Origin of the sequence: Micromonospora sp. NPDC085948 (genome assembly GCF_040686315.1) — a bacterium.
Lineage (GTDB): Bacteria > Actinomycetota > Actinomycetes > Mycobacteriales > Micromonosporaceae > Micromonospora.
On record NZ_JBFBJW010000018.1, the window covers coordinates 89406 to 115722 of the forward strand.

The 26317-nt window shown below is 69.9% G+C and carries 25 protein-coding genes; 8 read left to right on the top strand and 17 right to left on the bottom strand.

Annotation, left to right across the window (positions count from 1 at the left end):
- Nucleotides 1-126 precede the first annotated feature (126 nt).
- From AB0O48_RS31255 to AB0O48_RS31275, 5 genes are all read right to left on the bottom strand, one after another.
- Nucleotides 127-1332: an acetylhydrolase gene (locus AB0O48_RS31255; RefSeq protein ID WP_365069506.1), complete on the bottom strand. Its 1206-nt coding sequence runs from the start codon at nt 1330-1332 to the stop codon at nt 127-129.
- Nucleotides 1333-1552: 220 nt separating this feature from the next.
- Nucleotides 1553-1885, bottom strand: a complete 333-nt coding sequence (locus AB0O48_RS31260) for a transcriptional regulator (protein ID WP_357254171.1) — start codon at nt 1883-1885, stop codon at nt 1553-1555.
- On the bottom strand, nt 1882-2616 hold the full coding sequence (locus tag AB0O48_RS31265; protein ID WP_357254173.1) for a hypothetical protein: 735 nt from the start codon (nt 2614-2616) through the stop codon (nt 1882-1884). The genes AB0O48_RS31260 and AB0O48_RS31265 overlap by 4 nt, the downstream gene beginning before the upstream one ends.
- A 217-nt stretch (nt 2617-2833) precedes the next feature.
- A complete protein-coding gene (locus AB0O48_RS31270; RefSeq protein WP_357254175.1) occupies nt 2834-3625 on the bottom strand; it encodes a GntR family transcriptional regulator in 792 nt (263 codons plus the stop codon).
- A gap of 122 nt (nt 3626-3747) precedes the next feature.
- Nucleotides 3748-4617 carry a PAC2 family protein gene (locus tag AB0O48_RS31275; RefSeq protein WP_357254177.1) on the bottom strand — a complete coding sequence of 290 codons (870 nt, stop codon included), beginning with the start codon at nt 4615-4617 and terminating at the stop codon, nt 3748-3750.
- Between the two features lie 262 nt (nt 4618-4879).
- Between AB0O48_RS31275 and metH the strand changes: the two genes are divergently transcribed.
- Entirely contained in the window at nt 4880-8395 is a 3516-nt protein-coding gene (metH, locus tag AB0O48_RS31280; RefSeq protein ID WP_357254179.1) for a methionine synthase, read from the top strand.
- A 54-nt stretch (nt 8396-8449) separates the two neighbouring features.
- Here the strand turns inward: metH and AB0O48_RS31285 are convergent, their stop codons facing one another.
- The 3 genes from AB0O48_RS31285 to AB0O48_RS31295 form a co-directional block, all read right to left on the bottom strand.
- Nucleotides 8450-8872, bottom strand: coding sequence for a hypothetical protein (locus AB0O48_RS31285; protein ID WP_357254181.1), 423 nt, complete (start codon nt 8870-8872; stop codon nt 8450-8452).
- 199 nt (nt 8873-9071) lie between these two features.
- Nucleotides 9072-9401: a hypothetical protein gene (locus tag AB0O48_RS31290; RefSeq protein ID WP_357572591.1), complete on the bottom strand. Its 330-nt coding sequence runs from the start codon at nt 9399-9401 to the stop codon at nt 9072-9074.
- Between the two features lie 181 nt (nt 9402-9582).
- Complete coding sequence (locus AB0O48_RS31295) at nt 9583-10443, bottom strand: class I SAM-dependent methyltransferase (RefSeq protein WP_365069511.1); 861 nt, start codon at nt 10441-10443, stop codon at nt 9583-9585.
- A gap of 327 nt (nt 10444-10770) precedes the next feature.
- Between AB0O48_RS31295 and AB0O48_RS31300 the strand changes: the two genes are divergently transcribed.
- A complete protein-coding gene (locus AB0O48_RS31300) occupies nt 10771-13239 on the top strand; it encodes a helix-turn-helix domain-containing protein (protein ID WP_365069514.1) in 2469 nt (822 codons plus the stop codon).
- A gap of 63 nt (nt 13240-13302) precedes the next feature.
- On the opposite strand, the gene AB0O48_RS31305 is transcribed toward AB0O48_RS31300, so the two are convergent.
- The 4 genes from AB0O48_RS31305 to AB0O48_RS31320 form a co-directional block, all read right to left on the bottom strand.
- Nucleotides 13303-14811 (bottom strand): cellulose binding domain-containing protein, encoded by a 1509-nt coding sequence (locus AB0O48_RS31305; protein ID WP_365069516.1) that lies wholly within the window; start codon nt 14809-14811, stop codon nt 13303-13305.
- A gap of 221 nt (nt 14812-15032) precedes the next feature.
- Nucleotides 15033-16139: a hypothetical protein gene (locus AB0O48_RS31310; protein WP_357572595.1), complete on the bottom strand. Its 1107-nt coding sequence runs from the start codon at nt 16137-16139 to the stop codon at nt 15033-15035.
- A 534-nt stretch (nt 16140-16673) separates the two neighbouring features.
- Entirely contained in the window at nt 16674-17570 is an 897-nt protein-coding gene (locus AB0O48_RS31315; protein WP_357572596.1) for a PhzF family phenazine biosynthesis protein, read from the bottom strand.
- Nucleotides 17567-17875: a helix-turn-helix domain-containing protein gene (locus tag AB0O48_RS31320; protein ID WP_357572597.1), complete on the bottom strand. Its 309-nt coding sequence runs from the start codon at nt 17873-17875 to the stop codon at nt 17567-17569. Before AB0O48_RS31320 ends, AB0O48_RS31315 begins: the two co-directional genes overlap by 4 nt.
- A 149-nt stretch (nt 17876-18024) precedes the next feature.
- Between AB0O48_RS31320 and AB0O48_RS31325 the strand changes: the two genes are divergently transcribed.
- Nucleotides 18025-19056: a nitronate monooxygenase gene (locus AB0O48_RS31325; RefSeq protein WP_357572598.1), complete on the top strand. Its 1032-nt coding sequence runs from the start codon at nt 18025-18027 to the stop codon at nt 19054-19056.
- Nucleotides 19053-19721 carry an HAD-IA family hydrolase gene (locus AB0O48_RS31330; RefSeq protein WP_357254198.1) on the top strand — a complete coding sequence of 223 codons (669 nt, stop codon included), beginning with the start codon at nt 19053-19055 and terminating at the stop codon, nt 19719-19721. Before AB0O48_RS31325 ends, AB0O48_RS31330 begins: the two co-directional genes overlap by 4 nt.
- A 94-nt stretch (nt 19722-19815) precedes the next feature.
- Here AB0O48_RS31330 and AB0O48_RS31335 read toward each other — a convergent pair whose 3' ends face one another.
- Nucleotides 19816-20568: an ATP-grasp domain-containing protein gene (locus tag AB0O48_RS31335; protein WP_357254200.1), complete on the bottom strand. Its 753-nt coding sequence runs from the start codon at nt 20566-20568 to the stop codon at nt 19816-19818.
- Between the two features lie 108 nt (nt 20569-20676).
- Here AB0O48_RS31335 and AB0O48_RS31340 point away from each other — a divergent pair, with 108 nt between their 5' ends.
- Nucleotides 20677-20940, top strand: a complete 264-nt coding sequence (locus tag AB0O48_RS31340; RefSeq protein WP_357254201.1) for a hypothetical protein — start codon at nt 20677-20679, stop codon at nt 20938-20940.
- Nucleotides 20941-20983: 43 nt separating this feature from the next.
- Here AB0O48_RS31340 and AB0O48_RS31345 read toward each other — a convergent pair whose 3' ends face one another.
- From AB0O48_RS31345 to AB0O48_RS31355, 3 genes are all read right to left on the bottom strand, one after another.
- A complete protein-coding gene (locus AB0O48_RS31345) occupies nt 20984-21400 on the bottom strand; it encodes a hypothetical protein (protein WP_365069521.1) in 417 nt (138 codons plus the stop codon).
- Between the two features lie 123 nt (nt 21401-21523).
- A complete protein-coding gene (locus AB0O48_RS31350; protein WP_365069523.1) occupies nt 21524-22399 on the bottom strand; it encodes an alpha/beta hydrolase in 876 nt (291 codons plus the stop codon).
- Nucleotides 22400-22594: 195 nt separating this feature from the next.
- Nucleotides 22595-24049 (bottom strand): MFS transporter, encoded by a 1455-nt coding sequence (locus AB0O48_RS31355; protein ID WP_357572601.1) that lies wholly within the window; start codon nt 24047-24049, stop codon nt 22595-22597.
- A gap of 122 nt (nt 24050-24171) precedes the next feature.
- Here AB0O48_RS31355 and AB0O48_RS31360 point away from each other — a divergent pair, with 122 nt between their 5' ends.
- Both AB0O48_RS31360 and AB0O48_RS31365 read left to right on the top strand, forming a co-directional pair.
- On the top strand, nt 24172-24819 hold the full coding sequence (locus AB0O48_RS31360) for a TetR family transcriptional regulator (RefSeq protein WP_357254208.1): 648 nt from the start codon (nt 24172-24174) through the stop codon (nt 24817-24819).
- Nucleotides 24820-24910: 91 nt separating this feature from the next.
- Nucleotides 24911-25351: a VOC family protein gene (locus AB0O48_RS31365; protein WP_357572602.1), complete on the top strand. Its 441-nt coding sequence runs from the start codon at nt 24911-24913 to the stop codon at nt 25349-25351.
- Between the two features lie 18 nt (nt 25352-25369).
- Here AB0O48_RS31365 and AB0O48_RS31370 read toward each other — a convergent pair whose 3' ends face one another.
- On the bottom strand, nt 25370-25864 hold the full coding sequence (locus tag AB0O48_RS31370) for a GNAT family N-acetyltransferase (RefSeq protein ID WP_365069526.1): 495 nt from the start codon (nt 25862-25864) through the stop codon (nt 25370-25372).
- Between the two features lie 218 nt (nt 25865-26082).
- Here AB0O48_RS31370 and AB0O48_RS31375 point away from each other — a divergent pair, with 218 nt between their 5' ends.
- Nucleotides 26083-26286, top strand: coding sequence for a hypothetical protein (locus AB0O48_RS31375; RefSeq protein ID WP_357254214.1), 204 nt, complete (start codon nt 26083-26085; stop codon nt 26284-26286).
- The last annotated feature ends 31 nt before the right edge of the window (nt 26287-26317 follow it).

The following is a 26317-nucleotide window of genomic DNA, read 5'->3' on the forward strand; positions in this document are numbered from 1 at the left end:
CACCTTTTGCGAGGCACCACAACTCCATGATCGGCGGGGCACCGGCCTCCGGGCGGACGGCCGCGTGCCGGGTCGATCAAGCGGCTCAGCCCAGGACCGGTTCGGGGGCGGGCCCGGACGGCCGGGCTACGGAATGAACGTCACCTCCGGGAAGGACCGGCTCGGGCCGCTCAGGAGGTGGCCGCCCCGGTGCCGTAGGTGCCTGTCGAAGAACGCCAGCGGGTACGCCTGCCCGATGCGGACCGCGCGGGCGGGGTCGAGATTGCCGATCAAGCGCACGAGTTCCTCGTCGCTCATCCCGATGAGCCGCGCCAGTTGCGGTAGGAGCCACTGGTTGTCGCCGTAGGACGAGTGGACCGCTTCGGCGGCCTGGACGTTGAGTCGCCATCCGCGTAGGTGGGTGAAGAACTCGGCGACGGCGGGCTCCGCGGCCCGGTTGTACTCGGCCGTCATCAGCATGAACGGCCGGTACAGGTCGGCGGTGGGCAGCGGCTGCGACACCATCGGGCCGTCCAGGCTCAGCCCCGCCCGGATCCGCCGGTCGGTGCCCATGGTCAGGGCCGTCGCGGTACCGCCCTTCGACCAGCCGAACATGCCGATCCGGCTCAGGTCGAGGGCGGCGCCCAGCCCGGCCGGCAGCGGAGTGTGGTCCACGTCGGGGTTGCGCCCGGCGGCGAGGTCGGCGATCTGGTCGAGGACGAATCGAACGTCGCGGGTGTAGGTCCACGGGGTCGAGTCGAAGTCGTCCTCCTGGACGGTGACCCGGCCGTCGGGGAACTCGCTGACCCCGTCGTACGTGTGGTCCACCGTGACCACCGCGTAGCCGTGGCTGGCGAGTTCCTGCACCACGATCGTGGTGTCCGAACGGTGGCTGCCCGAGCCGTGCGAGTACAGCACCACCGGCAACCGCCGGCCCGGGTGCCGCACCGGGGCGCCCTCGTGCCCGGCCGTCAACGGCGCCAGCGCGGCGTCGGGGTCGAACCCGGCGGAGTCCAGCAGCACGCGCATCGAGGCGGGGGTCATCCAGGGCGCACGCGGGAACCGGTGCACGTCCCGGGCGGGGTACCAGACGCTGACCATCAGCTCCCGGTACCGGCCCGGGCCGGCCAGCGGATCCGGCTGCGAACGGTCGACCAGGTGCAGCGACACCGTTCCCACGCGGTACGGCCCGGTCGGCCGGGGCAGAGTGAGCCGGACCGGGCCCGAATCGGCGGTTGCCGCAGTGGCGCGACCGGCGATGCCCATCGGTACGCCGGCCCCGACCGCCAGCGCGGCTCCGACAAGGCCACGGCGCGTGATCCCCCGCGCACCACCAGGTTTCACGGTTGGCATTGATCCTCCCCTGGGTTGCTCGACGCCGCAACGGAGTGCTCCGGCCATCGATATATTCGCAGTGTATACACCGAGGGTGTAGTTGCAACGGCGTCAGCGCTCTTCGATGGTGAAGACATCGGTGCCCCGATGGTGGAGACGCCGGGGCTGCCCGTGGCTGGGCGGGACGGACCCCCGTGCGGCACCGGATCCGGTCCGCGCACGTCGGCTGGCCGTCAGGTCACCGGTCGGCGGTCGGCGCCGTCTCCGCTTGTTCGACCTGCTGGATGAGTTGCTTGAGATGGGTGATCTCATCGCGCAGGGCTGCCTGACCGGCGGCGGTGAGAGTCACCCAGGTGCGCGGGCGCTTGCCCTCGTAGCCCTTCTCGACCTCAATCAGCTCGGCCTTCTCCAGGACGGTCAGGTGCTGCCCGAGGTTTCCCGCGGTCAGCTGCAGGGTGGTGCGCAGGAAGCCGAACTCGACCTGGCGGGCCTGGTGCGCGATGGCCAGGATGCCCAGTCGGACGCGCTGGTGGACCACGTCGTCGAGGCCGTTGGTGGGATGGTCGGTCATCGCCCCGGAACCTCAGCGGTCGGCCGGATCAGAGCGAAGGCGGCACTGCCGAGCAGCAGCAGCGCCGCCGGGACGAGCAGGTACGGCAGGAAGAACCACGGCGAGGTCGAATGGATGACCTGGCCGCCCTGCACCATCACGATCGCCAGGTAGGCGAGGCTGTACGCCAGCAGCGCCCAGTTGCGTTCGACCCACGCGAGCACCAGCAGCGCCAACGCGATGACCGCTATGGGACTGGCCAGCCCATTGACGAGCCACGCCGCCGGCCCGACCTCGATCTCGACGGGGTCGGTGGAGAAGGGGTCGGCGGGGACGGAAATGAGCGGGTGGAACGTCAGCCAGATCGACACGGCTGCCATCAGAACGGCCAACGTGACGCCGACGACGACGTAGGGGCGGATCGGGGTGCCCACGCCACGCCGTCGGGACTGTCTGACGTAGAAGCCTGCGATCGCCGCGTAGGCGAGCACCAGCGCGACTGTCCAGTACCCGAGCTGTGCGGGGTTGGGAGCCATGCAGGCCGTGTGCTGCGGGCGGGATCGGCAGGTGCCGAACAGGTCGAGGTAGGGGGCGTACCGGTAGACGGGTATCGCGACCAGGGTGATCACCGCGAAGACCAGCAGTGGAAACCAGGTGCCGCGCTGGGCGACACGGACCTGGTGTGTCAGGTCGCGCACGGCCGCCAACAGCTCGTGAGGCCCGTCCGCCTGAGGAGCAGACTCGTATGTCATGCAGTCAGCTTTGCATTACAGATCTATCCGCGCAAGAGAGCCTGACCGTGTTTCACGGGTGCCGACTGTGACCGCGCCGCTTACTGCGAACGCAAGCCAGGTGGAACGCGGGTTCAACAGGCGGGGTGGCCACCGACTACCGAGTCGCCCGCGACCGCGTCGTGGCGCTGGACTGGCTACGCGCCATGCCCTGCGGACCTGAGCGGCGAGCCGGAACCTAGCCCAGGACCAGGCCAGGGTCGGGATCGGCCTCGGGGGTGGGGGCAGGAATCTTGTACTCCTCGGTCAGGGTGGTCATCGGGCCGGGCCAGGTGGCCTGCGCCACCTCGATCGGCTTGCGGTGCGCGTCGTACGCGACGTGCAGCAGGTGCAGCACCGGGGTGTCCGGCCGGATCTGGAGGGTCTCGGCCTCCTCCCGGCTGGGCTGGCGGGCGCTGATCGTGTCGGTGGCCGAGACGTACCGCCGCCCGGTGGCTTCCTCGGCCTCCTGGTAGAGCGGGCGGCCGAACGCCTCGGTGCGCTCCAGCGAGGTGCCGGCGGTGTCGCGGGGCAGGAACCAGGAGGCGCCCACCTCGACGGGGGAGTCGTCGGTGCGGACGAGGTGCCGACGGCAGAGCAGGCTGGTGCCGTCCGACACGCCGAAGGCGTCGGCCACCTCGGCGGGGGCGGGGGCGTGCCCGACGGAGACGAGTTGTTGACGGTATCGGGCGGCCAGGTCGGTGTGGTAGCCGCGGAAGCCGCCGTACCGGCCTCGGGAGAGCCGGTTGAGTCGGCGGCGGGTGCCCCGGACGTACGTACCGGAGCCGGGTTTGGTGATCAGGATGCCCTCGACCCGCAGCTGGTCGACGGCGCGTTGCACGGTCTGCTTGGCGACGCCGAACATCTCGGCGATGGCCGGAATGGATGGCAGCCGCTCGCCGGGCCCCCAGTCGCCGCGGCGGACCTGGGCCTTGAGCTGCGCGGCGATCTGTCGGTGCGGGAACTCGGCGGCCCCGGGGTTGATCTGCACACCCAACCTCCTTGATCACATCTAGGTTCCTAGGATGCCGTAGAGGGTGTGACGGCGCCACCCCGGACACGCCAAAACGGACCCCCGAACCACGAAGGTCCGAGGGTCCGCAGCGAGCAGTGTTACCAGGAGCCGGCGGTGGGGCCGGCCGAACCGCCCCGACGACGCAGGTACTTCTCGAACTCCTGGGCGATCTCGTCACCGGTCAGCGGGGTGATGCCCTCGTCGCCGACCCGTTCCTCCAGCTCGCGGACGTACTCGCCGAGCTCGGCATCCTGCTCGGCGGCGCTCCGCACCCGCTGCTCCCACTCGGCGGACTCCTCGGCCAGGTCGGCCATCGGCACGGGCAGGTCGACGACCTCCTCCACCCGGTGCAGCAGCGCGAGGGTGGCCTTGGGGCAGGGCGGGTTGTTGGCGTAGTGCGGCACGTGCACCCAGAACGAGACGGCATCCACGTCGGCGCGGGTGCAGGCGTCGTGCAGCACGCCGACGATCCCGGTCGGCCCGTCGTAGCGGGTGGGGGTGAGCTGGTAGCGCTCGGCGGCCTGCGCGTCGGAGGCGCTGCCGCTGATCGGCAGCGGCCGGGTGTACGGAACATCGGCCAGCAGCGCGCCGAGCAGCACCACCCGTTCCACCTCGAGGCTGTGGCAGATCTCCAGCACCTGCTCGCAGAACGTCCGCCAGCGCATGCTCGGCTCGATGCCGCGGATCAGCACCACGTCACGGTCGGTGCCCTCCGGGCTGGCCACCATGAACCGGGTCGTCGGCCACTCCACCCGGCGGGTCTCCCCGTCGGCCATGGTGATGGTGGGCCGGCTGACCTGGAAGTCGTAGAAGTCCTCCGGATCCAACTCGGCGATCTGCCGGGCGTTCCAGACCTGCTCGAGGTGTTCGACGGCGGCGGTGGACGCGTCGGCGGCGTCATTCCAGCCCTCGAACGCGGCGATGGCCACCGGGGACCGCAGCACCGGCAGTCCGTCGAACTCGGTCACGCCGTCACCTCACCCTGCTCGTCGCGGCCGGCGCCGGGATGGCGCCCGGTCGTCAGACCGTGGGGCACGGCGGCGTCGCTGTTGTCCTTCACGTCCGTCAGCCTACGTCCCGGGCGGAGGTACGGCCTGTCGGCCGCGCCGGTCGGCCGCTTCCAGGCCCGGTCAGACAGGAACGGACCGGACAGCGTGATCCCGCTGACACAATGTGGGATCGCCCGTTGACGGCCAGTGGGCGGGGCGGACGCCGCACTAACCTGGACGGGTGCGGACTTCGTTGATGGATGTGCTGGCCGACCGGATTCTCATCGCCGACGGGGCGATGGGCACGATGCTGCAGGCCGCGGACCTCACGCTCGACGACTTCGACGGCCTCGAAGGGTGCAACGAGATCCTCAACGTCACCCGACCGGACGTGGTGCGTGGGGTGCACGACGCCTACCTGGCGGCCGGCGCGGACTGCGTGGAGACCAACACCTTCGGCGCCAACCTCGCCAACCTCGCCGAGTACGACATCCCGCAACGCATTCGTGAGCTGTCCGAGGCGGGCGCCCGGATCGCGCGGGAGGCCGCCGACGCGGCCAGCACTCCGCAGCGGCCCCGCTTCGTGCTCGGCTCGATCGGGCCGGGCACCAAGCTCCCCACCCTCGGGCACGCCCCCTACGCGACCCTGCGCGACGCGTACCAGGAGAACGCCGCCGGTCTGATCGTCGGTGGCGCGGATGCGCTGATCATCGAGACCTGCCAGGATCTGCTCCAGGTCAAGGCCGCCGTGGTCGGGTCCAAGCGGGCGATGGCCGAGCTGGGCCAGTCGGTACCGATCATCTGTCACGTGGCCGTGGAGACCACCGGCACGATGCTTGTCGGCAGTGAGATCGGTGCGGCCCTGGCGGCGATCGAGCCGCTCGGCGTGGACCTGATCGGGCTCAACTGCTCGACCGGCCCGGCCGAGATGAGCGAGCACCTTCGCTACCTGTCGCAGCACTCCCGCATCCCGCTGTCGGTGATGCCGAACGCCGGCCTGCCGGTGCTGACCGCCGACGGGGCGTACTTCCCGTTGACTCCCGTGGAGCTGGCCGAGGCCCTGGAGCGGTTCATCAACGAGTACGGCGTGGGGCTGATCGGCGGCTGCTGCGGCACCACCCCGGAGCACATCCGCGTGCTGGCCGAGCGGCTGCACGGCGTCTCCGCCCCGCCCCGGGAGCCCCGGCACGAGGCCGGGGTCTCGTCGGTCTACCACCCGGTGCCGTTCGCCCAGGACGCGTCGGTGCTGATGGTGGGGGAGCGGACCAACGCCAACGGCTCGAAGGCGTTCCGGGAGTCGATGCTCGCCGGCGACTGGCGCGCCTGCGTGGAGATCGCCCGCAGTCAGGCCCGCGACGGCTCACACCTGCTCGACCTGTGCGTGGACTACGTCGGCCGCGACGGCACGCAGGACATGCGCGAGTTGGCCGGCCGGTTCGCCACGGCGTCGACCCTGCCGATCATGTTGGACTCCACGGAGCCGGCGGTGATCGAGGCCGGGCTGGAGATGCTCGGCGGCCGGTGCGTGGTCAACTCGGTGAATTTCGAGGACGGCGACGGTCCGGAGTCCCGCTACGGGCGGGTGATGCCGGTGATCCGGGAGCACGGTGCCGCCGTGGTGGTGATGTGCATCGACGAGGAGGGGCAGGCGCGCACCGCGGCGGACAAGGTCCGCATCGCCTCGCGCACCATCGACGACCTGACCGGCCGGTGGGGGATGGACCTGTCCGACATCCTCATCGACACGCTGACCTTCCCGATCGCCACCGGGCAGGAGGAGACCCGCCGCGACGGTCTGGAGACCATCGAGGCGATCCGGCAAATCGCCGGGCGTTACGCGGGGATCAACTTCACCCTCGGCATCTCGAACATCTCGTTCGGGCTCAACCCGGCGGCCCGGCAGGTGCTCAACTCGGTGTTCCTGCACGAGTGCGTGCAGGCCGGTCTGACGTCGGCGATCGTGCACGCCAGCAAGATCCTGCCGATGTCGAAGATCCCCGACGAGCAGCGCGAGGTCGCCCTGGACATGGTCTACGACCGGCGCCGCGAGGGGTACGACCCGTTGCAGCGCTTCCTGGAGCTCTTCGAGGGCGTCGACGTGACGAGTGCCCGGGCGAGCCGGGCGCAGGAGTTGGCGGCGCTGCCGTTGGACGAGCGGCTCAAGCGGCGGATCATCGACGGTGAGCGTAACGGCCTGGAGGCCGACCTGGACGAGGCGATGGCCGGCGGCCGGTCCCCACTGTCGATCATCAACGACATCCTGCTGGACGGCATGAAGGTGGTCGGTGAGCTGTTCGGCTCCGGCCAGATGCAGCTGCCGTTCGTGCTCCAGTCCGCCGAGGTGATGAAGACCGCCGTGGCGTACCTGGAGCCGCACATGGAGACCATCGAGGACGGCGGCAAGGGTCGCATCGTGCTCGCCACCGTGCGCGGCGACGTGCACGACATCGGCAAGAACCTGGTCGACATCATCCTGTCCAACAACGGCTACGAGGTCGTCAACATCGGCATCAAGCAGCCGATCAACGCCATCCTGGACGCCGCCGAGCAGCACCGCGCCGACGCGATCGGCATGTCCGGGCTGCTGGTCAAGAGCACCGTCATCATGAAGGAAAACCTGGCCGAGATGGCCACGCGCGGGGTCGCGGAGCGTTGGCCCGTCCTGCTGGGCGGGGCGGCGCTGACCCGCGCGTACGTCGAGGACGACCTGCGGGCGATGTTCCCCGGGCAGGTGCACTACGCGCGCGACGCCTTCGAGGGACTGTCCCTGATGGACAAGGTGATGACCGCCAAGCGCGGCGGCGCCCCGGTCATCGACCCGGAGCGGGAGGCGGCCCTCGCGGCGCGGCGGGCCCGCCGGGAACGGCAACGGTCCATGGTGACCGAGTCCCTGCCCGAGCTGCACGACTCCTCGACCCGCTCCGACGTGGCCGCCGACGTGGTCGTGCCCACCCCGCCGTTCTTCGGCACGCGGGTGGTCAAGGGCGTGCCGATGGCCGAGTACGCGGCGCTGCTCGACGAGCGGGCCACCTTCCGCGGGCAGTGGGGGTTGAACGGCGCCCGCGGCGGCAACGGTCCGTCCTACGAGGAGTTGGTGGAGACCGAGGGTCGGCCGCGCCTGCGGTACTGGCTGGACCGGCTGATCGCCGACCAGGTCCTTGAGGCAGCCGTGGTGTACGGCTACTTCCCCGCGTACTCCGAGGGCAACGACCTGGTGGTGCTCGACGAGAACGGGCACGCGGAGCGCGCCCGGTTCTCGTTCCCCCGGCAGCGCCAGGAGCGTCGACTCTGCCTGGCGGACTTCTTCAAGCCCAAGGGCGACCAGCTCGACGTGGTCGCGCTGCAACTGGTCACCGTGGGTCAGCCGGTCAGCGAGTACGCGGCGAAGCTGTTCGCCCGCAACGAGTACCGCGACTACCTGGAGGTGCACGGGCTGTCCGTGCAGCTCACCGAGGCGCTCGCCGAGTACTGGCACCGGCGCATCCGGTCCGAGTTGACGCTGCCCGACGGCCGTCCGCTGACCTCCGACGACCCGGCGGACCTGGCGGGGCTCCTGCGCAACGACTACCGGGGCTGCCGGTACGCGTTCGGCTACCCGGCCTGCCCCGATCTGGAGGAGCGGGCGAAGATCGTGGACCTGCTCGGGTCGGAGCGGATCGGTGTGGAGTTGTCCGAGGAGTTCCAGTTGATGCCGGAGCAGGCCACCGACGCGATCGTGGTCCACCACCCGGAGGCCAGCTACTTCAACGCCAAGTGACCGGCAACGTCGCTGACCTGCATTTACGTCGTCCCGAGGGCCCTTGGACCATGATCATGCCGCAGGGGCGTCCGGGTCGCCCTCGGCGGCCTGGTCCGTAGCGAAGGCCGTAGCCTCCGCACCCGGCTCGTCCTCGACGATAGGCTCGGCCCAAGCCGCGTGGCCGAACTCCCAGGTGTGCGTGATGCCGTTTAGTTCGCCCATGCACAGGTTGACGGCCGCATCGATCAGGTGTTGCCCTGCCGGCACGATGGTGACGTGCTGCCGGACGCGCTTCGCGTGGCGGATGCGATACTTCAGGCCTTCGATGTGTACGACTGCGCACTCGTCACCTGGCTCGTCCACCGAGGTCGACTGCACCGTCAGGGACCAGCCTTCCTTGGTGGCTTTGTAGAGCCATACCTCCAAGGCGCGTTGCTTACCGTCGCGCTCTGACACCCCGGCGATGATCAAGACCGGGTCGGTTCGGTTGTCCATGTGTGTCCTCTGCCGACGGGCTGAGAGTGCACCTTAACGGGTTCGTGGTGGTGTGGACCTTGAACCGGGCGACCGCCTGCGGAGTGGTGCCGGGAATCTCGGTAAGGACCGGGGCGCCGCCACCAACACTCGGTGGAGGGTCACGCAGGCCCAAGACCGGCCAGCCGGCTGCCGGCGGTGTGGACGCTCTTATTGTTTGTCAAGGTGTCGCGGGCGGCTGGCTGAGCCCGTAGAGCTCGTTGAGGTCGAGCAGATGGTGGCCGAGCACTGAGGCTGCTCGGAGGTCGAGCACGAGCGCCATGTACACGTTCGGGGTTCCGGACGCGATGAGGACGTGCTGGTAGATGCCGTCGGGCATGTGCCAGACGTTCGTCACCTCCTCCCGGCTGAAGTCGTGGTCGGCGAAGTGGTCATGGGGGATGGCGTCGTAGTAGGGCCAGAAGTCGAAGGGAGGCGGCTCATCGACGTCGACTGGTGTTGGCGGTGTCCCAATCGTGGCGGTGAACTCATCTGCCGTCAGTAGTCGCATCGGGCCATGGTGCCCGCTCTGTCTGTCGAAGTGCGAGATCGGTGAAGGCCGTCTCCCGCGCGATGTAGGAGCTGGCAGGGATGGGGGCGACGAGAAAGGGCGAGCCAGCGCCGGGCGAGGCTGCGCGGCGCGACCGGCAGCCAAACCGGCGAGCCGGAGCGGATAATCCTGCACCTGGACCTCAGGGCCGCAGCGCGCGGAGGAACGCTATGGCTTCAGTGCGGCGGGTAGGCGTCCTGGCAGCTGCCAGGGCAGCCATGTGTGCGTCGAGGCGCTCGCGCTCGTCGTTGGTCAGCGCGGCGGCGATGGCTTCGCCATACGTCGGGACCAGGGGGTTGGGGGCGACCCGCTTGAGCGCGTCCCAGTCGTTGATCGGCTCGGCGGGTACGTCGAGCTGGGCGCGGTAGTCCAGCTCGACCGCCTCGAAGCCCGAAGTCTCTGCCCAGGTCATGAGGTCGCGCTCGTCGAAGTCGACCATCGGTTGTATGCGTCCCCGGTACACGTCGCAGACCTTGGCGACCAGGTCGTCGACGGGGGAGCCGCCCGAGCCGAACAGTTCGTCGGGGCGGTGTTGCAGCTGGAAGCGGTTGATGGGCTCGAAGAGGGAGAGCCTTCCGCCTGGCCGCAGCACTCGGAAGAACTCCGCGAACGCGCTGGCTTTGCGGTCGGAGTAGATGAGTACTGACCGGGTGGTGACGACGTCGACGGAGGCGTCCGCAACGCCGGCAAGGTCCTCGGCCGGCGATTGTACGAAGCTGCACCGCTCATCGCCGTCGGCGATCCGCCGGCACTGTTCGAGCAGGTCCTGCGACACGTCGCTGAAGATGACGCGGCCGTCCGGGCCGAGACGGTCGAGCGCGCCAAAGCCGATTAGGCCGGTTCCGCATCCGACGTCGAGGAGGACGTCATCGGGTTTCAGATCGGCTCGGTCGAGGACGCCGTCGCGGAACCACGCCAGGTCTGGGGCGTGTCGGGCGCGCAGGGTGGCGCTTCCGCCGTCTCGGCGCGTCAACAACCACTGTGCCCACCTGTCGGTCGTCATCGGGTCACGATAGTGCCGGCGCGAGCACCGCACTGGCCCTGACAAACACCTGAGGTCGTCTGACAGGCCGCCGGACCAGGAAATCCGGCACCAACGTTCCGGACCGACCAGGGTTGGACGGCTGAGATCGGAATTGCTATGCGCCCTGACTCGGGAGATCCGTTGGCGTGAAACATGGCCGGCCGATCGCACCCTGGATTCCGGTGACTTGTCGAGGATTCGTCATGGCGATACTCACACTCGGTGCACAGTGGTCCGTAACTCGTCACGCACGTGCAAGCATCAACGCACGTTACGTAACTGTGGGCGTTGGGTGGTTGGGGGATCATGCCCAAGAGTCAGGTGCGACGTGACCAGTTCGGGGGCCTCCTCAAAACCCTCCGCTTAGAGCGGCGGCTGACCCAGGAGGAGCTTGCCGAGGCGGCCGGTTCCAGTGTCCGCGGCATCCGGGAGATGGAGCGCGGCCGGGTGCGCAGCCCGCAACGACGGACGGTGGTGCTGCTCGCCGATGCCCTGCGGCTGGCCGGGGCGGACCGCGACCGTTTCGTCGCCCTGGCCCGGGTCGAGCGGCAGCCGCACGCCCGAACGCCGGTGCCGGACGACCGCTTCACGGTGCCGGACGACCGCGCGGAGGTGCCGCACGATCGCTCGCCGGTGCCGCACGAGCGCCCGGCGGTGGTCGTACCCGGGGAACTGCCCGCCGCCGTGCCGGACCTGGCCGGCCGGGCGGAGATCCTGGAACGGCTTGCGGCGTTGGCCGCCGACGTCACCGCGGAGCGGCCGGACGCCGCCTCGGTGGTGGTGCTGCACGGACCGCCGGGGATCGGCAAGACCAGCCTCGCCGTCGCCGCCGGGCATCGACTCAGCCCGGCCTTCGCCGGCGGACAGCTCTTCGTCGACCTGCAGGGCGCCTCGCCGGACGGCCCGGTCGACTCGGCCGAGGCGCTGGCCGGGCTGCTGCGGTCGCTCGGGGTGCCGGACAGCCGGGTGCCGGTGTCGCCGGCCGAGCGGGGTGGTTTGTTCCGCACCCTCACCCGGGACCGGCAGCTGCTGGTGGTCCTGGACAACGCCGCGAGCGAGGCACAGGTACGTCCGCTGCTGCCGGCCGGGCGGGGATGCCTGGCGCTGGTCACCTGCCGGCGTCCACTGACGGGTCTTGCCGGTGCGGTCCGCCTGCCGCTCGACCTGCTCGCCCCGGCTGCCGGTCGACTGTTGCTCGCGGCGATCGTCGGTGCCGACCGGATCGCCGCCGAGCCGGCCGCGGCCGACCAGGTCGTCAAACTCTGCGGCCGGCTGCCGCTGGCCGTCCGGATCGCCGGCAACCGCCTCGCCAGCCGACCACAATGGTCGGTCGGTTGGCTGGTGGACCTGCTCCACGACCAGCGTCGGCGGCTGACCGTGCTGACCGCTGGAGACCTGGGTGTCCGGTCCGCGTTCGAGGTCTCCTACCGGCAACTGGACCCGATGGCCGCGCGGGTGTTCCGGCGGGCCTCGCTGATTCCCGGGACCGACTTCGAACCCGCGCTGGTCGCCGCCGTGGCCGGCACCGACGAGGAGACCGCGGCGGCGGCTCTGGAGGAGCTGGTCGAGGCCGGTGTCCTCCTGAGCATGGGGGACCGGTACCAGTTCCACGACCTGGTCCGGCTCTACGCCCAGGAACGCCTCGACGCCGAGGAACCACAGGCCGGCCGGACGGCGGCGCACGACCAGATGGTCGGCTGGCTGCTGCGGCGTACCCGGCAGGCGGGCTTGATGTTCGAACCGGTCGCCTGTCGGGGCGACTCCCCGTTCGACGACGACCGGGAGGCGGCGTCCTGGTTGGATCGGGAGTCCGGCAACTGGCTGGCGGCGCTGCGCGACGCGGCCCGACGCGGTCGGCACGCCGACGTGGTCGCGGTCACCAGGGCTCTGCACTGGTACTCGGACGCCAACAGTCACCGGCACTCCTGGGACGAGATCTTCTCGCTGGGAGTTGCTGCGGCCCGGGCCGCCGGTAGCCCCCGCGACGAGGCCGTACTGCTGAACTTCCTGGGCTGGGCCCGCTACTTCTGCCGGGACCGCAACACCGACGGGCTGGACGCCCTGTCCCGGGCGCTGGAACTGGCCCGGCGGATCGGGGACCGCCGGGAGGAGGCGTGGGCGCTTACCTACACCGCCGCGATCTTCATTCGGACCGGCCGTGGCGGGTGGGCCGTCGACCACTGCCGCCGGGCCGTGGGCCTGTTCCGCGAGATCGGGTACGCCCTCGGCGAGCACAGCGCGGCGAGCGCGCTGGGCGGAGCGTTGGCCGCGCTCGGCCGGTTCGCCGAGGCGGCCGAGTTGCACCGAGACGTGTTGGGGTTCTACGTCCGGGGCAACGGTCTCAGCCCTACCGGCGCGGCGGTGGCCCGGGCCGGCGCGATGATGAGTCTCGGCGCGGATCTGGCCGGGATGGGCCGTTGGCGCAGCGCTGCCGACGAGTACGCCCGCGCCCGGCAGGTGTTCAACCGGTGCGGTGCGACGTTCAGCGAGGCCATCGCCATCCATCGCTACGGGCTCGCGCTTCAGGCGTTGGGCGAGGTCGACGCGGCGGCCGAGGCGCTGCGGGCGGCGCTGGCCCTGTATGCCGCGCTGTGCTGCCCGTGGTGGGAGGCGCAGACCCTGTCCGCGCTCGCGGCGCTGGCCGGCTCGGCCCCGGGCCGGGCCGCCGACGCCCGCCTGCTGCGCCAGCGGGCGCTCGACCGGTGCGGCGAACTGGACGCCCCGGAGGTGCGGACCCTGCGCGCCACCCTGCGACGCGAGCTGGCCGAGTCCTGATCCCAAAGACGGACCGGGCCCCGCCGACGGTGCGGCGGGGCCCGGTGTGCAGGGACAGGGGGGTCAGTTGCAGGTGGTGCCGTTGAGGGTGAACGGTGCCGGGGTGGCGGGGGAGCCGTTCGCGGTGAAGCCGAAGTTGACGGCGCCGCCGGTCGGGATGCTGGCGTTGTGGTTCTCGTTGGTGACGGTCACCGCCGCGCCGGCCTGCTGGAAGATGCCGTTCCAGTGGCCCTGGACGAGTTGTCCACCCGGGAAGGTGAAGCCCAGCGACCAGGCGTTGGTGGCCGGGCCGTCGTTGTAGACGGTGACGCTGGCGCTGTAGCCGGTGCCCCACGAGTTGGTGACGACGAAGGAGACCCGGCAGGTGCTGGCGATCGTCGTCGCCGGCACGATGTTGCCGTAGTCGTCGCGGGCGGTGGCGAAGTCCTGGAAGCCGAAGCCCACGCCCAGAGACCGGGTGGTGGTGCCGGCGGCGAGCACGGTGCCGTCGGCGTTGACGGAGTAGACCGGGCCGCCACTGTCGCCGCCCCGTGCGGCCTCCTCGCCGTCGAGCTGGGTGGCCTCGACGAGGTCCTCGATGTCGTCGTAGTGGAAGTCGACCCGCAGGTTGCAGACCGGACCGCCGATCGCACCCGCGGTGGTGTTGCCGGACTGGCACAGCAGTTGGCCGGGGAAGACCTCGGTCCACCTGATCACCTGGGCGCGGACTTCGTCCTGCTGACCGCCGACGTAGAGGTGGCCGCCGGGCGTCGACGTCGAAATGATCATCGTGTCGTGGTCGTCATTGCTGTCGACCGCGTGGCCGACCAGAGTGCCGGTGCCGGTGGACAAGCCGACGTGCCAGGGTGAGCCGATGGCACCGCAGTGTTCGGCGGTGAGGAGGTAACCGGCGTTGGTGTCCGCGTCGCGTACGCCGAAGCCTGCGGTGCACCAGGGTACGGTGACCCCGATGCTCGCCCCGCCGTCGAACGGCGCGGCATCGTTGGCCCGCGACCGTTCGACCATCTGGTCGCGTTCGACGATGCTGGTACGGACGCCGGTGACCGGCAGCTTCGGCAGCTTGGCGCTCAGAGTGTGGTCAACGGCGATCTCGATGCCGGTGCCGTCGGTGCGCAGCCTGACCGAGTGACTGGCGTCCGTCGGGTCGCCCTCCACCACCGGTGTGAGTTTGGCGGCCGCCTTGCGCAGGTCGGCGCGGGAGTAGGTGGCGTTGGCCACCTCGACCGGCGCGGTGCGGCGGGCGGCGGTGACGGCTGCGGCGATGTCGGCGGGCGGCGCACCCTTCCACCACACGGTGACGTGGTCGTCGACCAGGCCGATGCCCGCGTAACCGCGTGCCGGCGAGCGTTCCACAGCGGTGCGGATGACATTGGCCGCGTCGACAAGTGGGGCCTGGGCGACCATCTTGTCCAGGGTCTGTGCCGGGATGATGTCCAGGAGGGACGTGGCGGCCCCGGCGGCCCCCGGTTGGCCGGACTCCGCGTACACGGAGGTGGGACCGGTGAGCGACGTCGCGCCGACCAGTGCCCCGACGACCACCGTACGGGTGATCGCTTTCCGAAGTGATGTCATGCCGCTGAGTCAAGCAACGTCCGCTGCCGGTAGACAGGCAGGACGCCCGGCAGGAGTCAACATGCCGGCGGTCCTGCCGGGCAGCCGTCAATGGTCTGCCTCCCACAGCGTGCTCGGCGTGCACGGATCGGTGCTCGGGCTGGTCGCGGCTGATGTGCTGGGTTTGTGCATCCTCAGGTGGGCTCGGTCTGTTGAAAGGCGCAGACTCTCACGCGGTTCGTCTACGAGCGGTTGAAGGTACGCGTCAGGGCTCCGGCCACTGCGGTGAACAGGATCCAGCCCATCGCCGTCAGGACGTACGCCAGCCATTGCGCCCGCCCGCCGATGCCGAACGCGCGTTCCTGCCCGAAGTTGACGATTGGGATGAGCAGGTCCAGGGTGTAGACGAGTGGGTTGAAAGCCGTGCCGCCTGCCCCACTCGCCGGCGGGTTCAGGCTGAAGATGGTGGTACCGAGCGCGGTAAGCACGAGCAGCCACAGCGCCGCCCACGTCGGGCGGTAGCCGTATCCGACCAATCCGTCCTGCAGCAGGCCCCACGCCGCGCCTGCCGGGGACAGTTGCCGCCGGCGGCGTCGCTGCCTGACCAGCAGTACGGTGCGCGCGTCGGCCTCGTGCCCGATCTGCCGAAGGAACCTGGCCAGGTGTTCGTACGGCTGCGGCCGGTATCCGGCCGGATCCCGGTCCAGCCAGTTCAGCCGTTCTCCAGTTGTGCCGGCCGGTTCCAGCGCGGTGTACGTGGCGCCGTCCAGCAGTAGCTGGGCTGGCCAGCGGTCCGGGTCGTCGCGGAGCACGTCGACTCGGGCGTGCCGTAGGTCTACCGCGCCGTCGATGCGCTCAGGCAGCAGGGACAACTGCCCGGCCCGCAGGCCCCACGCGCCGAGGGCCACGCCACCGGGGTTCATCAGGACCGCGTCGGTCAGGTTGATTTCTCCCGACACCTCGGCACGGCGCAGCCGAAGTTCGCCGTCGACCCGCAGCCCTTGGTGGCCGTGCATTGTGCCCCCGACGCGCATGCCGGCCAGTTCAACATTGCCGGTGGCGGCGGTGCCCTGCAGATAGAGATGCCGGCCCACGTGGACCGCGTCGCCGAACACTGCGGCCGTCCGGTCGCCGAAGAGTTCCTCCGGACGCCGGTCGGCGGCCAGTCGTGCCCAGTCGAGGTCCAGGTCACCGCTGACGTGCAGGCCGTAGACGACGAGCGCGCCGGTGAAGGTGCATTTCACGAAGCTGAGGGTGCCCTGGACAGTCGCCGCGAACGCGTCGAGACCCGGCAGTGTGCTGCCCTCGAAGGACACGCCGCGGAGGCGCGCGAATGACAGCAACGGCACCGCATCGAATGTGCAGCCGATGAGGTCGATCGCAGGCTCGATCTCGGCTTGGGCGAGGTCGAGGCAGCCAACTACGTCGGCGCCACACAGGTGCAGCGCCGCGCGGTGGCCTGGTTCGGCTTCACGAGCGCCGAGGAGCAAAGACCGGATCACCGTGGCGCGTAACGTGCGAGGAGTGTCACCGGTCAGCACTACCCGCGTGCCACGCGGAAAGGCGTCCCACAGTCGCTGCTCCGTCGGGGACAACGCGCCGAGTTCTGGGGGGATCACTTCCGGAACCCTTCCGTGCGGGCATGGCTCAGGCAAGAGGGACCGACGAAAGATGTGTGGATAGCCGCGCCTCCTGTACGACGGCGGGTCGCGGACCCTGACTGGTAGAGGCATCAACACAACGCCTCCCTTGAATCCCGATCTGCGGGAACTCATCGTGGCGTTGCGAGCCGAACTGGAAGCAGACCAGCAGGCGACCTTCCTCGCCGGCTACGTCTTTCGGATGTCGCACAGGCGACGACGGGTGGTGGAGGGTTCTCGCCGTCACCCGAAACTCATCGGACTCACTCGATGGTCCACCCCTCCGGATCGGATGGTGGCCATTCCGCCGACCCGGACGGAAATGCCTTCCGTGGTGGCGGTTGCGGTGGCGAAGACCGACGAGGGGCGACCTGCGGTGTGTCCTTGCTCGACGTCGATGCTGCGGTGGCCGTGGGTCGCGAACAGATGCGCGGCGAGGCATCCGGTGCTGTTGGCGTTGACGACGTCCTCGCCGACTCCGATCGCCGGCGCGAACATGCGCGCGGACGCCGCCCTGCGGGTTGGGGAGAGCAGGTAGACGAAGCAGCCGAGATAGCCGAGACGACGGCAGTCGGCGGCGAGTCGGCGCAGGTCAGGGCGCATCGCGAGCAGGGTCGGCAGCGTTCTGACCGGTACCAGCAGGCGTGGCGTTCCCGGTGAGGCGACGCACGGGGCGTCGTCGGAGGCCATGTCGTTCGATGTGATGCCCAGTGCACCGAGGATGCTGTCGAGTCCTGCGGCTGTGCCGCCCTGAAGCTCCACCGTGCCCTGGTCGAACCAGACCTCAATGCCGTCGTCGCGCTGGATCGCGGTGGTGTCGAAGGTGCGGCCACCGGTCCGCTGACGTACGCGATGTTCCCGGATCCGGCGACGGTGCAGCAGGAACGCCTGGGCGGCGATTGTGCCGTGCCCGCAGTTGGTGAGCTCACCGTGTGCGGTGAAGAACCGTACCGTGGGCGTGGTTTCCGCGTCGGCGTCGACGAACGCCGCGTGCGAGGTGCCGGCGCGCCGGACGATCGCGCGCCGACTGCTGTCGCTGAGCGTGCTGTCATCGATCAGCACGGCGGTGGGGCTGCCACCTTCCCGGCGGCGAGTGCAGGCGTCGACGATCGTCACGTCGTTGCCGTTGCTTTCGGTCATGTCGGGGTTTCCTCCTCGGTGGCCGGGTCGCCGTCGGCGAGGGCGCCGGCCCAGTCGTCCGACCAGCGCACGAGGGGACGCAGGGCGCGGTAGGCGCCCTGTCCGAGCTGGGTGAGGGCATAGGCGGCGTCCGGTTCCTGCGTGACGAGGCGTGCCTCGATCAGCTCGGTCAGCCGCTGCCGCAGGACGCTTGACGACATGTTGTCGCAGTGGTGCTGCAGTGCGCGGAAGCCGAGTGCGCCGCGCTGCAACTCCCAGACGATGCGCAGGCTCCATCGACGTCCGAAGAGGTCGAGTGCCGCCATCAAGGGGCGCCCGGTGTTCGACCCACGAACCGGGGTTCCCGGTCTCGGCACTGCCATTGGCTCGTCCCACTTCTCCTGGTGCTTCTTTTTCCGATACGCTACCTCCTCGCCAGTGATTCGGTTTCCGAAGCGCAGGGGGTCGGGCACACATGACGTCCAGGTTGCGTACCGCTTTGTGTGAGCGGTTGGGTATCGACGTGCCGGTGGTGCAGGCGCCGATAGGTTCCGCGGCGGCGCCCGAACTGGCTGCCGCAGTGGCCGAAGCCGGTGGCCTCGGCATGCTGGCGTCGACCTGGCAGAGTCCCGAACGCGCGCGCCTCGGCATCCGCAATGTTCGGCAGCGGACGGCGCGGCCGTTCGGGGTGAATCTGGTGCTGGACTTTCCCGTCATCGACACGCTGGCGGTGTGCCTGGACGAGGCTGTGCCGGTCATCTCCACCTTCTGGGGTGATCCAGAACCCGTCAGCCACCGGATCCGTGCTGCCGGTGCAGTGCACATGCACACGGTCGGCAGCGTGCGGGAGGCTGTGCACGCCGCCGGCTGCGGCGTCGACGTCATCGTGGCGCAGGGCTGGGAGGCCGGCGGTCATGTTCGTGGGAAGACCGCCACCATGGTTCTGGTGCCAGCCGTCGTCGACGCGGTGCACCCGATTCCGGTCATGGCCGCCGGCGGAATCAGCGACGGCCGCGGCCTCGCCGCCGTCCTGGCCCTGGGCGCACAGGGCGCATGGATGGGAACTCGTTTCCTGGCGACCACCGAAGCCTTCACCCATCAGCTGTATCGGCAACACCTCCTCGCTGCCACCGCCGAGGACGCCGTCCACACCCACTGCTTCGATGGCGGATGGCCCGACGCCGTGCACCGCGCACTGCGGAATCCGACCCTGCGACGGTGGGAACTGGCCGGTTCACCCCCAGTGCCGGAGCGTCCGGGCGAAGGCGACGTCGTAGCCGTCGACGCCGCAGGCCAGGCCCATTACCGGTACGGGGATCTGATGCCCCTACCCGGCATGACCGGCGCCCTGGCGGACATGGCCCTCTACGCCGGCCAATCGGTCGAGCTCGTCCGGGACGTCCGGCCAGCAGGCCGGCTCATCCACGAACTCACGGCGCAGACCGTCGACGTCATCGAGCAGATGTGCCGCGCGATGCAGGCGGCAGACGGGACTTCGTACCCATGACCTCCCTCGCTCGCGTCGGCGCAGACGCCGACCGCGGCGCTGCCGTGTTGTTCGACGTCGACGGCGTTCTGGTCGACTCCTACGCCACGTATCGCCGGATCTGGGACCGCTGGGCGCTGCACCACAGCCTGGACCCGGAGACCGTCTGGACTCACACCCACGGCCGCCGCCCGATCGACACCATCGCAGTCGTCGCTCCACACCTCGACACCGAAGCCGAATACCAGGTGGTACGCGACTTCATGGCCGACGAAGGTGACGCCTTCCCGGTGTACCCCGACGCCCCGAGCGTGCTGACGGCCATCCGGGATCGGCGGTGGGGTGTGGTGACCTCGGGCCGAGCCCCTACCGTGCGGCAACGACTGCGAGCAGGCGGTCTACCTGACCCCCCGGTCCTTGTGGACAGCACGCAGGTCGCCCTGGGAAAACCAGACCCGGAAGGCTACCTCCGCGCAGCCGACCTTCTGCGAACCCCGCCGGAGCGTTGCCTGGTCATCGAGGACGCCCCGGCCGGAATCGAAGCAGCTCGCGCGGCGCGGATGACCGTGATCGCACTGACCACCACCCACTCCGCCGCCCAGCTCACCGGCGCACACCACATCACCAAGACGCTCGGCGACGCGATGCCACGCATCGAGAGTTGGCTCAGCACACCGGTGTCATGACCAGTGCTCCACGCACTCGTGACGGTGGGCGAGACCGGTCGGTTGCGGTCGTCTCCACTGGAGGTGATCTCGCCGGTCACCGCCCCATGCGCCCCTACGGCTGGGACGGCCGGATGAACTGCCGATCATGGTCACTGACCGTGCTCCGGGGGCCGGCAGCACGCAGGACGACGTCGAGCACCAGGTCCGGGTCGGCGGCGTAGGACCCGCTGGCCCAGGCCGCGTTCGGCTCGATCACGGCCCAACGGCCGTCGATGACGCCCACGTCGACCACGATGGCGGTGGGGAGTGTGTGGCCGAATCCGGCCGCCAGGTCAGCGCCGAAGGCGAGCGCACCGGCTGTTGCGGGGCCGAGGCGCAGCCGCGCCTGCTCGGCGTACTGACTGGCGGCATGGACTGCGCCGTCGAGCAGGTACAGCCGGTACTCGGCGGTGAAGTCGACGATGTCGCTGACGAGTACGGGAGTCTGTCGGTCGACGGCGTCGGGGCCGGGCAGGCGGGAACCGTCCGTATAGATCATGGCCCGGATGGTCTTGTCGTTCGGTGACTTGACGAATGCGGGTCGGCGGAGTTCGTACGCTTCGTCGATCGGGACCAGGGTGATCTCCCGGAGCGTGACGTCCCGGGGCAGCCCGGCGAGCCAACCGTGTGGGGCCTCCAGCGGGGCGATCCCGAGCAGCGGGGCGACGGCGTCGGCGAAGGTCGGCCCGGCGTGCAGGTGGTCGGCGTGCACACCGGCGGGCACCTCGAAGGTCGAGAGCTGCACGGTGGGCAGCCCTCGCCGATGGGCGGTATCGCGCAACCGCTGAGCCGATGCGGTCAGTCGCGGCGGCAGGACGAGTGTCACGCACGAGGATCTTGCCGCATCGGGTGCCGCTGCCACAGCCGTTATCCGTGGCTGGTCGCCGTCGCGCTGCCGGGGCTGGCCCGGTTTCGCGTGCGAGGATCTGTGGCCATGGGCCTGGCGGACGCTCTCGCTGATTGGACCGACGTGGACGGCGCCCAGTACGCCTTGGGCAGGGCTGTGGGTCTGTTTGTCGATCACACGTTCTTGCAGGTCAAGTGGGTGTTCTGGTCGGACAGTCCGGTTGGTGCGGCACTCTACGACATGCTGCACGCGTTGGTGCGCGCTGGCGTTCTGGACCATCGTGACGAGCCCGACCACCAGTTTCGATGGAAGACGGCGACACCGCCCGATGGCCGGACGGCTGCGCCATGACCCGGCGCCCCGGACGGCCGCGGCGGCCCGGCCCGTCGACCCGTCAGCGGCGTGCCTGCTGTTTCTTGTGGCCAGCCTGGGTCACGGCTGCGTAGCTGACGCCTCCGACGAGGGAACCGAGCCCGGCGAAGAGGATGCCGCTCCAGGACTGGGGTAGCCACCCCTTCAGTGTCGCCGCGGTAGCCAACGCCACCGGTACCGCGGTGATCCACGCGATGACGATGGCCCGGCGCGAGTGCCGGTCGTCCTGGTGGTGCAGGAAGCCCATCGCGCTGAGAATCGCGAGAAGACCATCATCATCGTAGATCCATGACAGCGCCAGGACGAGGAGGGCTCCGATGGCCAGGCCGACCGACGAGCGCCGGAGAGCCTCGCGTACGGAAACCCCGTCCCGCCGAGACGCGTCTGTCCGACCTGCCGGGTCATCGGGTCCGTTCGGCACCGATGACTGCTCGTCCATCGAACGATTGTCGCAACGCCCGACCAACGATCGGGTGCTGGCAGGCGAACACCTGCGGTACGCGGTCGGTCCGACCGTGCGCATCCGGTAGACGTCGATGATCCCGCCGCACCACGCGGCAGCTCAGGCGTTGTCGAGCACGAACGTCCGGATGAGTTCGGCGCATTCGGCCGCGTGTGTCTCCAACAGGAAGTGCCCACCGTCGTAGATGTGCGCGTCCATCCGTTCGAGAGCACGGTGGTAGGCGAGGACCTCCTCGACGTCGAAGAACGGGTCGTGCCGTCCCCAGAGGACGAGCGCCGGCGGCTGGTGGGCGCTGTGGTAGTCGGCCAGCTCGGCGAAGCGGGCGACGTGGTTGGCGTAGTCGGTGAACAACGCGAACTGGGCGTCGATGTTGCCGGGTCGTCGCATGCGCTCCCAGTCGAGGTGCCACGACTCGGGAGGTTGCCAGGCACGCACGTCCTCGGGCAGCCCGGCGAGGTACTGGTCCCGGGTCCCGGCGAAGGTCAGCCAGTCCGGCAGCGCGGCGCGCCGCTGGTCGGTCGGGTCGGCCCAGTACGCCTTGGCGTCGTCCCACTGCTCGCCGAGACCGTCCTCGTGCGCGTTGCCGCTCTGCACGATGAGGCCGCGGATGCGATCCGGGGCGCGGGTGGCCAGGTGGTATCCCACCGGTGCGCCGAAGTCGTGCAGGTAGACGAAGAAGCGCTCGACGCCGAGCTGGTCGAGCAGGTTCTCGATCGTCCGGGAGAGGTTCTCGAAGGTGTAGTCGTACTCGTCGACGGTGGGCGACGAGGACATGCCGAAGCCGGGGAGATCGGGTGCGATCACGTGCGCGACGTCGGCCAGCGTGGGCATCACCTCGCGGAAGGTGTGCGACGAGCTCGGGAACCCGTGCAGCAGAAGTACGGCCGGCTGCCCGGTCCGCCCCGCCTCGCGGAAGAACACCTCCAGGCCGTCGACGTCGGCCTGTCGGTGGCGGATCTTCTGGATGGCCTGCATCGCGTCCTCCTCCCACCGCGGTCGGCGCGGGCCCACCGGGTGTCCGCCGCGCAGCACCGGCAGCGGGGTCCATTGTTCCCTGCCCGGCCTGGCCGCGCTGGCATTGTCGGTCCAACCCGCCCGTCAGACCGGGCCGCTCGATGACGATTGCCCGGCGTGGTCGCCCGCGTCGGTGTCGATGGGGGCGGCTCGCCGTCACCGGGTCCGGCCGCCGGCCGGCGACGCGACCGTGAACAGCACGGTGAGCAGGGCCAGGACCGCGATGCCGGTGCTGACCTGGAATGCGCTGCGCATGCCGTCGGCGATGAGCGACGCGGTGGGTGCGGCGCCCGTGACCTGCGGGGTGTCACCGACGACCGAGGTGTACACCGTGGACAGGACCGCCACCCCGAGTGTCGCACCGGCCATCATGATCGCTTGAAGTAGCCCGGACGCGGCCCCGGCGTTCTCGGGGTCCACCGTCGACATGACGGTGACGTTGAGCGCAACGGCCACGAGGCCGAGGCCCGCGCCGGCGAGCAGCAGTGGCCCGAACAGGCCGGCGAGGTAACCGGTGGTGGCGGTGATCGTGGTCAGCCAGGCGGTGGCGATCAGGAGTACGACGACACCCGTGGCGGCCGTCGTCTTCGCGCCGTATCTGCCCAGTGGCCTGGCCGCGTTCCGGGCGGTGACCAGCAGCCCGGCCGCCATCGGCAGGAAGGCGAGGCCGGCCTGTAGCGGGCTGAAGCCGGACACCTCCTGCACGAAGAGGATGAGGAGGAACTGCATGCTCAGGGTCACCATGGGCACCAGCAGTAGGCCCAGGTAGGCCCCCGCGCGGGAACGGTCGGCGAACACGCCGAGCGGCATGATCGGCTGCGGTGCCGTTCGTTCGATCACGACGAACGCGATCAACGACAGGACGCCAACGCTCAGTCCGACCAGGGTGAGCGGGTCGTTCCAGCCGTGTTCGGCGGTGCGCACCAGCCCGAACACGACGCCGACCATGCCGACCAGGGAGGTCGCCGCCCCGGGAAGGTCGAGACGGCCGGCCGTCCGTGGTGACTCGTCGACGAATCGGCGCGCGAAGAGCAGCACGAACAGGCCGACCGGAACGTTGACGAACAGCACCCAGCGCCAGGAGGCCAGGGTGACGATGACGCCGCCGAGGATCAGGCCGAGAGTCATCGCCGACGCGGTCGTCGACGAGTAGATGCCGAGCGCTCTGGTCTGTGCGGCGCCCCGAAAGCTGATGACCAGCAGGGCGAGGGTGCTCGGCCCGGCGAGTGCCGCGCCGACGCCTTGCAGCGTCCGCATGGCGACCAGCCACTCCGCGCTCTGGGCCAGGCCGCCGAGCAGGGACGCCACGGTGAACAGCGCGATGCCGACCAGGAACACCCGGCGTCGACCGAGGATGTCGCCGGCTCGACCACCGAGCAGCAACAGGCCGCCGAAGGCGAGGAGGAAGGCGTTGACCACCCAGGAGAGGCCGGCGGTGGAGAAGCCCAGGCCGTCTCTGATCACCGGAAGCGCGACGTTGATGACGGTGCCGTCGAGCATCAGCATGACCTCGCAGGACACCAGGATCGTCAGGGTCAGCGTGGCCGCCCGGCCGGTCCTCGGGGCCGACGACCGGGTGGTGTCCGCGGTGCGGGGCGGTGAACTCGACACGGATCCTCCTGCTTGAATAGCGTGGAGACGAGTGAGCCAATAGTGAACGCTTCCGTCTACTATATGGGCCGCGGTGTGACCGTGACAAGCTGTCTCCGCGCGCGGAGGCAGAGAGGTGACCGATGACGACTCCGACCGCAGGGGCGGACCAGGCGGCCCGGGTCCAGGGGCGGCGACGGGGTGCGGATCTCGAGCGCGCGATCTTCGAAGCGGTGATCGACCAGCTCGGCACCGTCGGCTACGCCAAGCTCAGCATGGAGGGCGTGGCGGCGGCGGCCCGCACCGGCAAGGCCGCCCTCTACCGCCGCTGGGACAACCGGGACGAACTCATCCGCGACGCCCTGGGCACCCTGCTGCCGGGGCCGCCCGACGTGCCGGAGTCGACCTCCCTGCGTGCGGGTCTGCTGATGCTGCTGCAGTACTTCGACTCGGCACTGTTCGGGTCCAGGGGCGCCGCGTTCCAGGCGGTCGCCGCCGGGAGCGGCAACGACGTGACGATGCTGCGTGCCCTCTTCCAGGCTCGGGTGACCGACCCGTGCCAGGAGCAGATCCTGGCGCTGCTGCGCCGGGACGTGCCGACCGGCGGCGCGTCGACGATTGACGAGGCGCAGGCGAGGGTGTTCGCCACGGTCGGGCCCGCGATGCTGACGTACAACTGCGTCAACGGGCAGGACAGGAGCACCGACCAGCAGATCGAGTCCATCGTGGATGCCGTGCTCCTGCCGCTGGCACACGCGCACCGGTCATCGGTTGGGCAGAAGCCCGGATAACCCGACGGTCCGGGACGTCGAGAACGGCCGGGCGGTTCCGTCCCAGTGATGAGCGGCCACCAGGGCCGCACCAAGGAGAGGCAGGCCCGGCATGGCGATCCAGCGGATGGACAACGTCCTCATCGTTGTCGACGATCTTGACGCGGTCATCGCGTTCTTCGTCGAACTCGGCATGGAGTTGGAGGGCAGGGGTCCGGTCGAGGGGCGCTGGGTAGAGCGGGTGATCGGGCTCGACGACGTTCGGCAGGAGGTCGCGATGCTGCGGACCCCGGACGGCCACGGCAAGGTCGAGCTGGCGATGTTCCACACGCCGGCGGCGGTCCGGGCCGAGCCGGCGGACGCGCCCGCGAACACCCTGGGCATTCGTCGGATCATGTTCGCCGTCGACGACGTCGAGGACGTCATCGCCCGCCTGCGTCCGCACGGGGCCGAACTCGTCGGTGAGTTGGCGCAGTACGAGAACAGCTACCGGCTCTGCTACGTCCGTGGTCCGGAGGGCATCATCGTCGGCCTGGCCGAACAGCTCGGTTGAGGGCCAGCGCCGCGAGGGTCAGGCGCGAATGTCGGTGACCATCGTGTCCGCGTTCTCGAACGACTCGATCGTGCGGAACCCTTCGGCGGCGTAGAGCTTCGCCGCGAAGTTCGCACGCTCCACACTCAGTGACACCCGAGGGATGCCGCGCGCGCGTGCGGCATCCCGGGCAGCGCGCAGCAGCATCCGGCCCACCCCCCGACCCCGCCACGACTCCACCACGCCGATGGTCAGCTCCGGCACGTCGTCGCTCACGTACCCGTAGCCCGGGTCCGCGGCGGTCAGGTGCCGCAGCCAGGCCGCGCCGACGGGCTGACCGGCCGGCTTCACCGCGACCACCCCGACGTCGTCCGGCCGCATCCACCCGGTGACGTAGTGCGCCAGCGCGGGGTCGGCCAGGATCCGTTCGCGAGACCAGTCGCGCTCCGGCAGCCAGTTCACGGCCTCCACCAGCATGTCGACCAGGAACGCGAGATCGGACGGAGTGGCGGCGCGGATATCGACGTTCTGCACCGCCACACCCTGCCACAGGCCCAGACCCGGCCGCCAATGACGAGAAAGTGACTCGCCGAGGTGGGCGGTCGTAGTACCAACTGATGAGGTCTTCTTCATTCCCGGTGTCGATGGCACGGCCGTATGTCGGCACCAGAGTGGACGCAGTGTCGCCTCGCTGGCCGCGGCCGTCGTCGACGGGTCGAGGTCCGGACAACCACATCGAGAGAGGGCAGTACGTGAGCGGGAACGAAGAGCAGAGGAGCACGTGGGCGCCCTGGTGGGTCTACCTGTGTGTCATTCTCGGCGGCAACTACGTGAAGCAGTACCTGGTTCGGGACCTGCCCGTGGTGGTCAACGCCGCCATCACCATCGTGCTCGTGGGCACGCTCTTCGTGGTCATCACGGCGGTCTACCGTGGTGTCCGACGCGTCGACCGTTAGCGGCGCGGCGCGTGCCCGCGCGGTGGCGGCT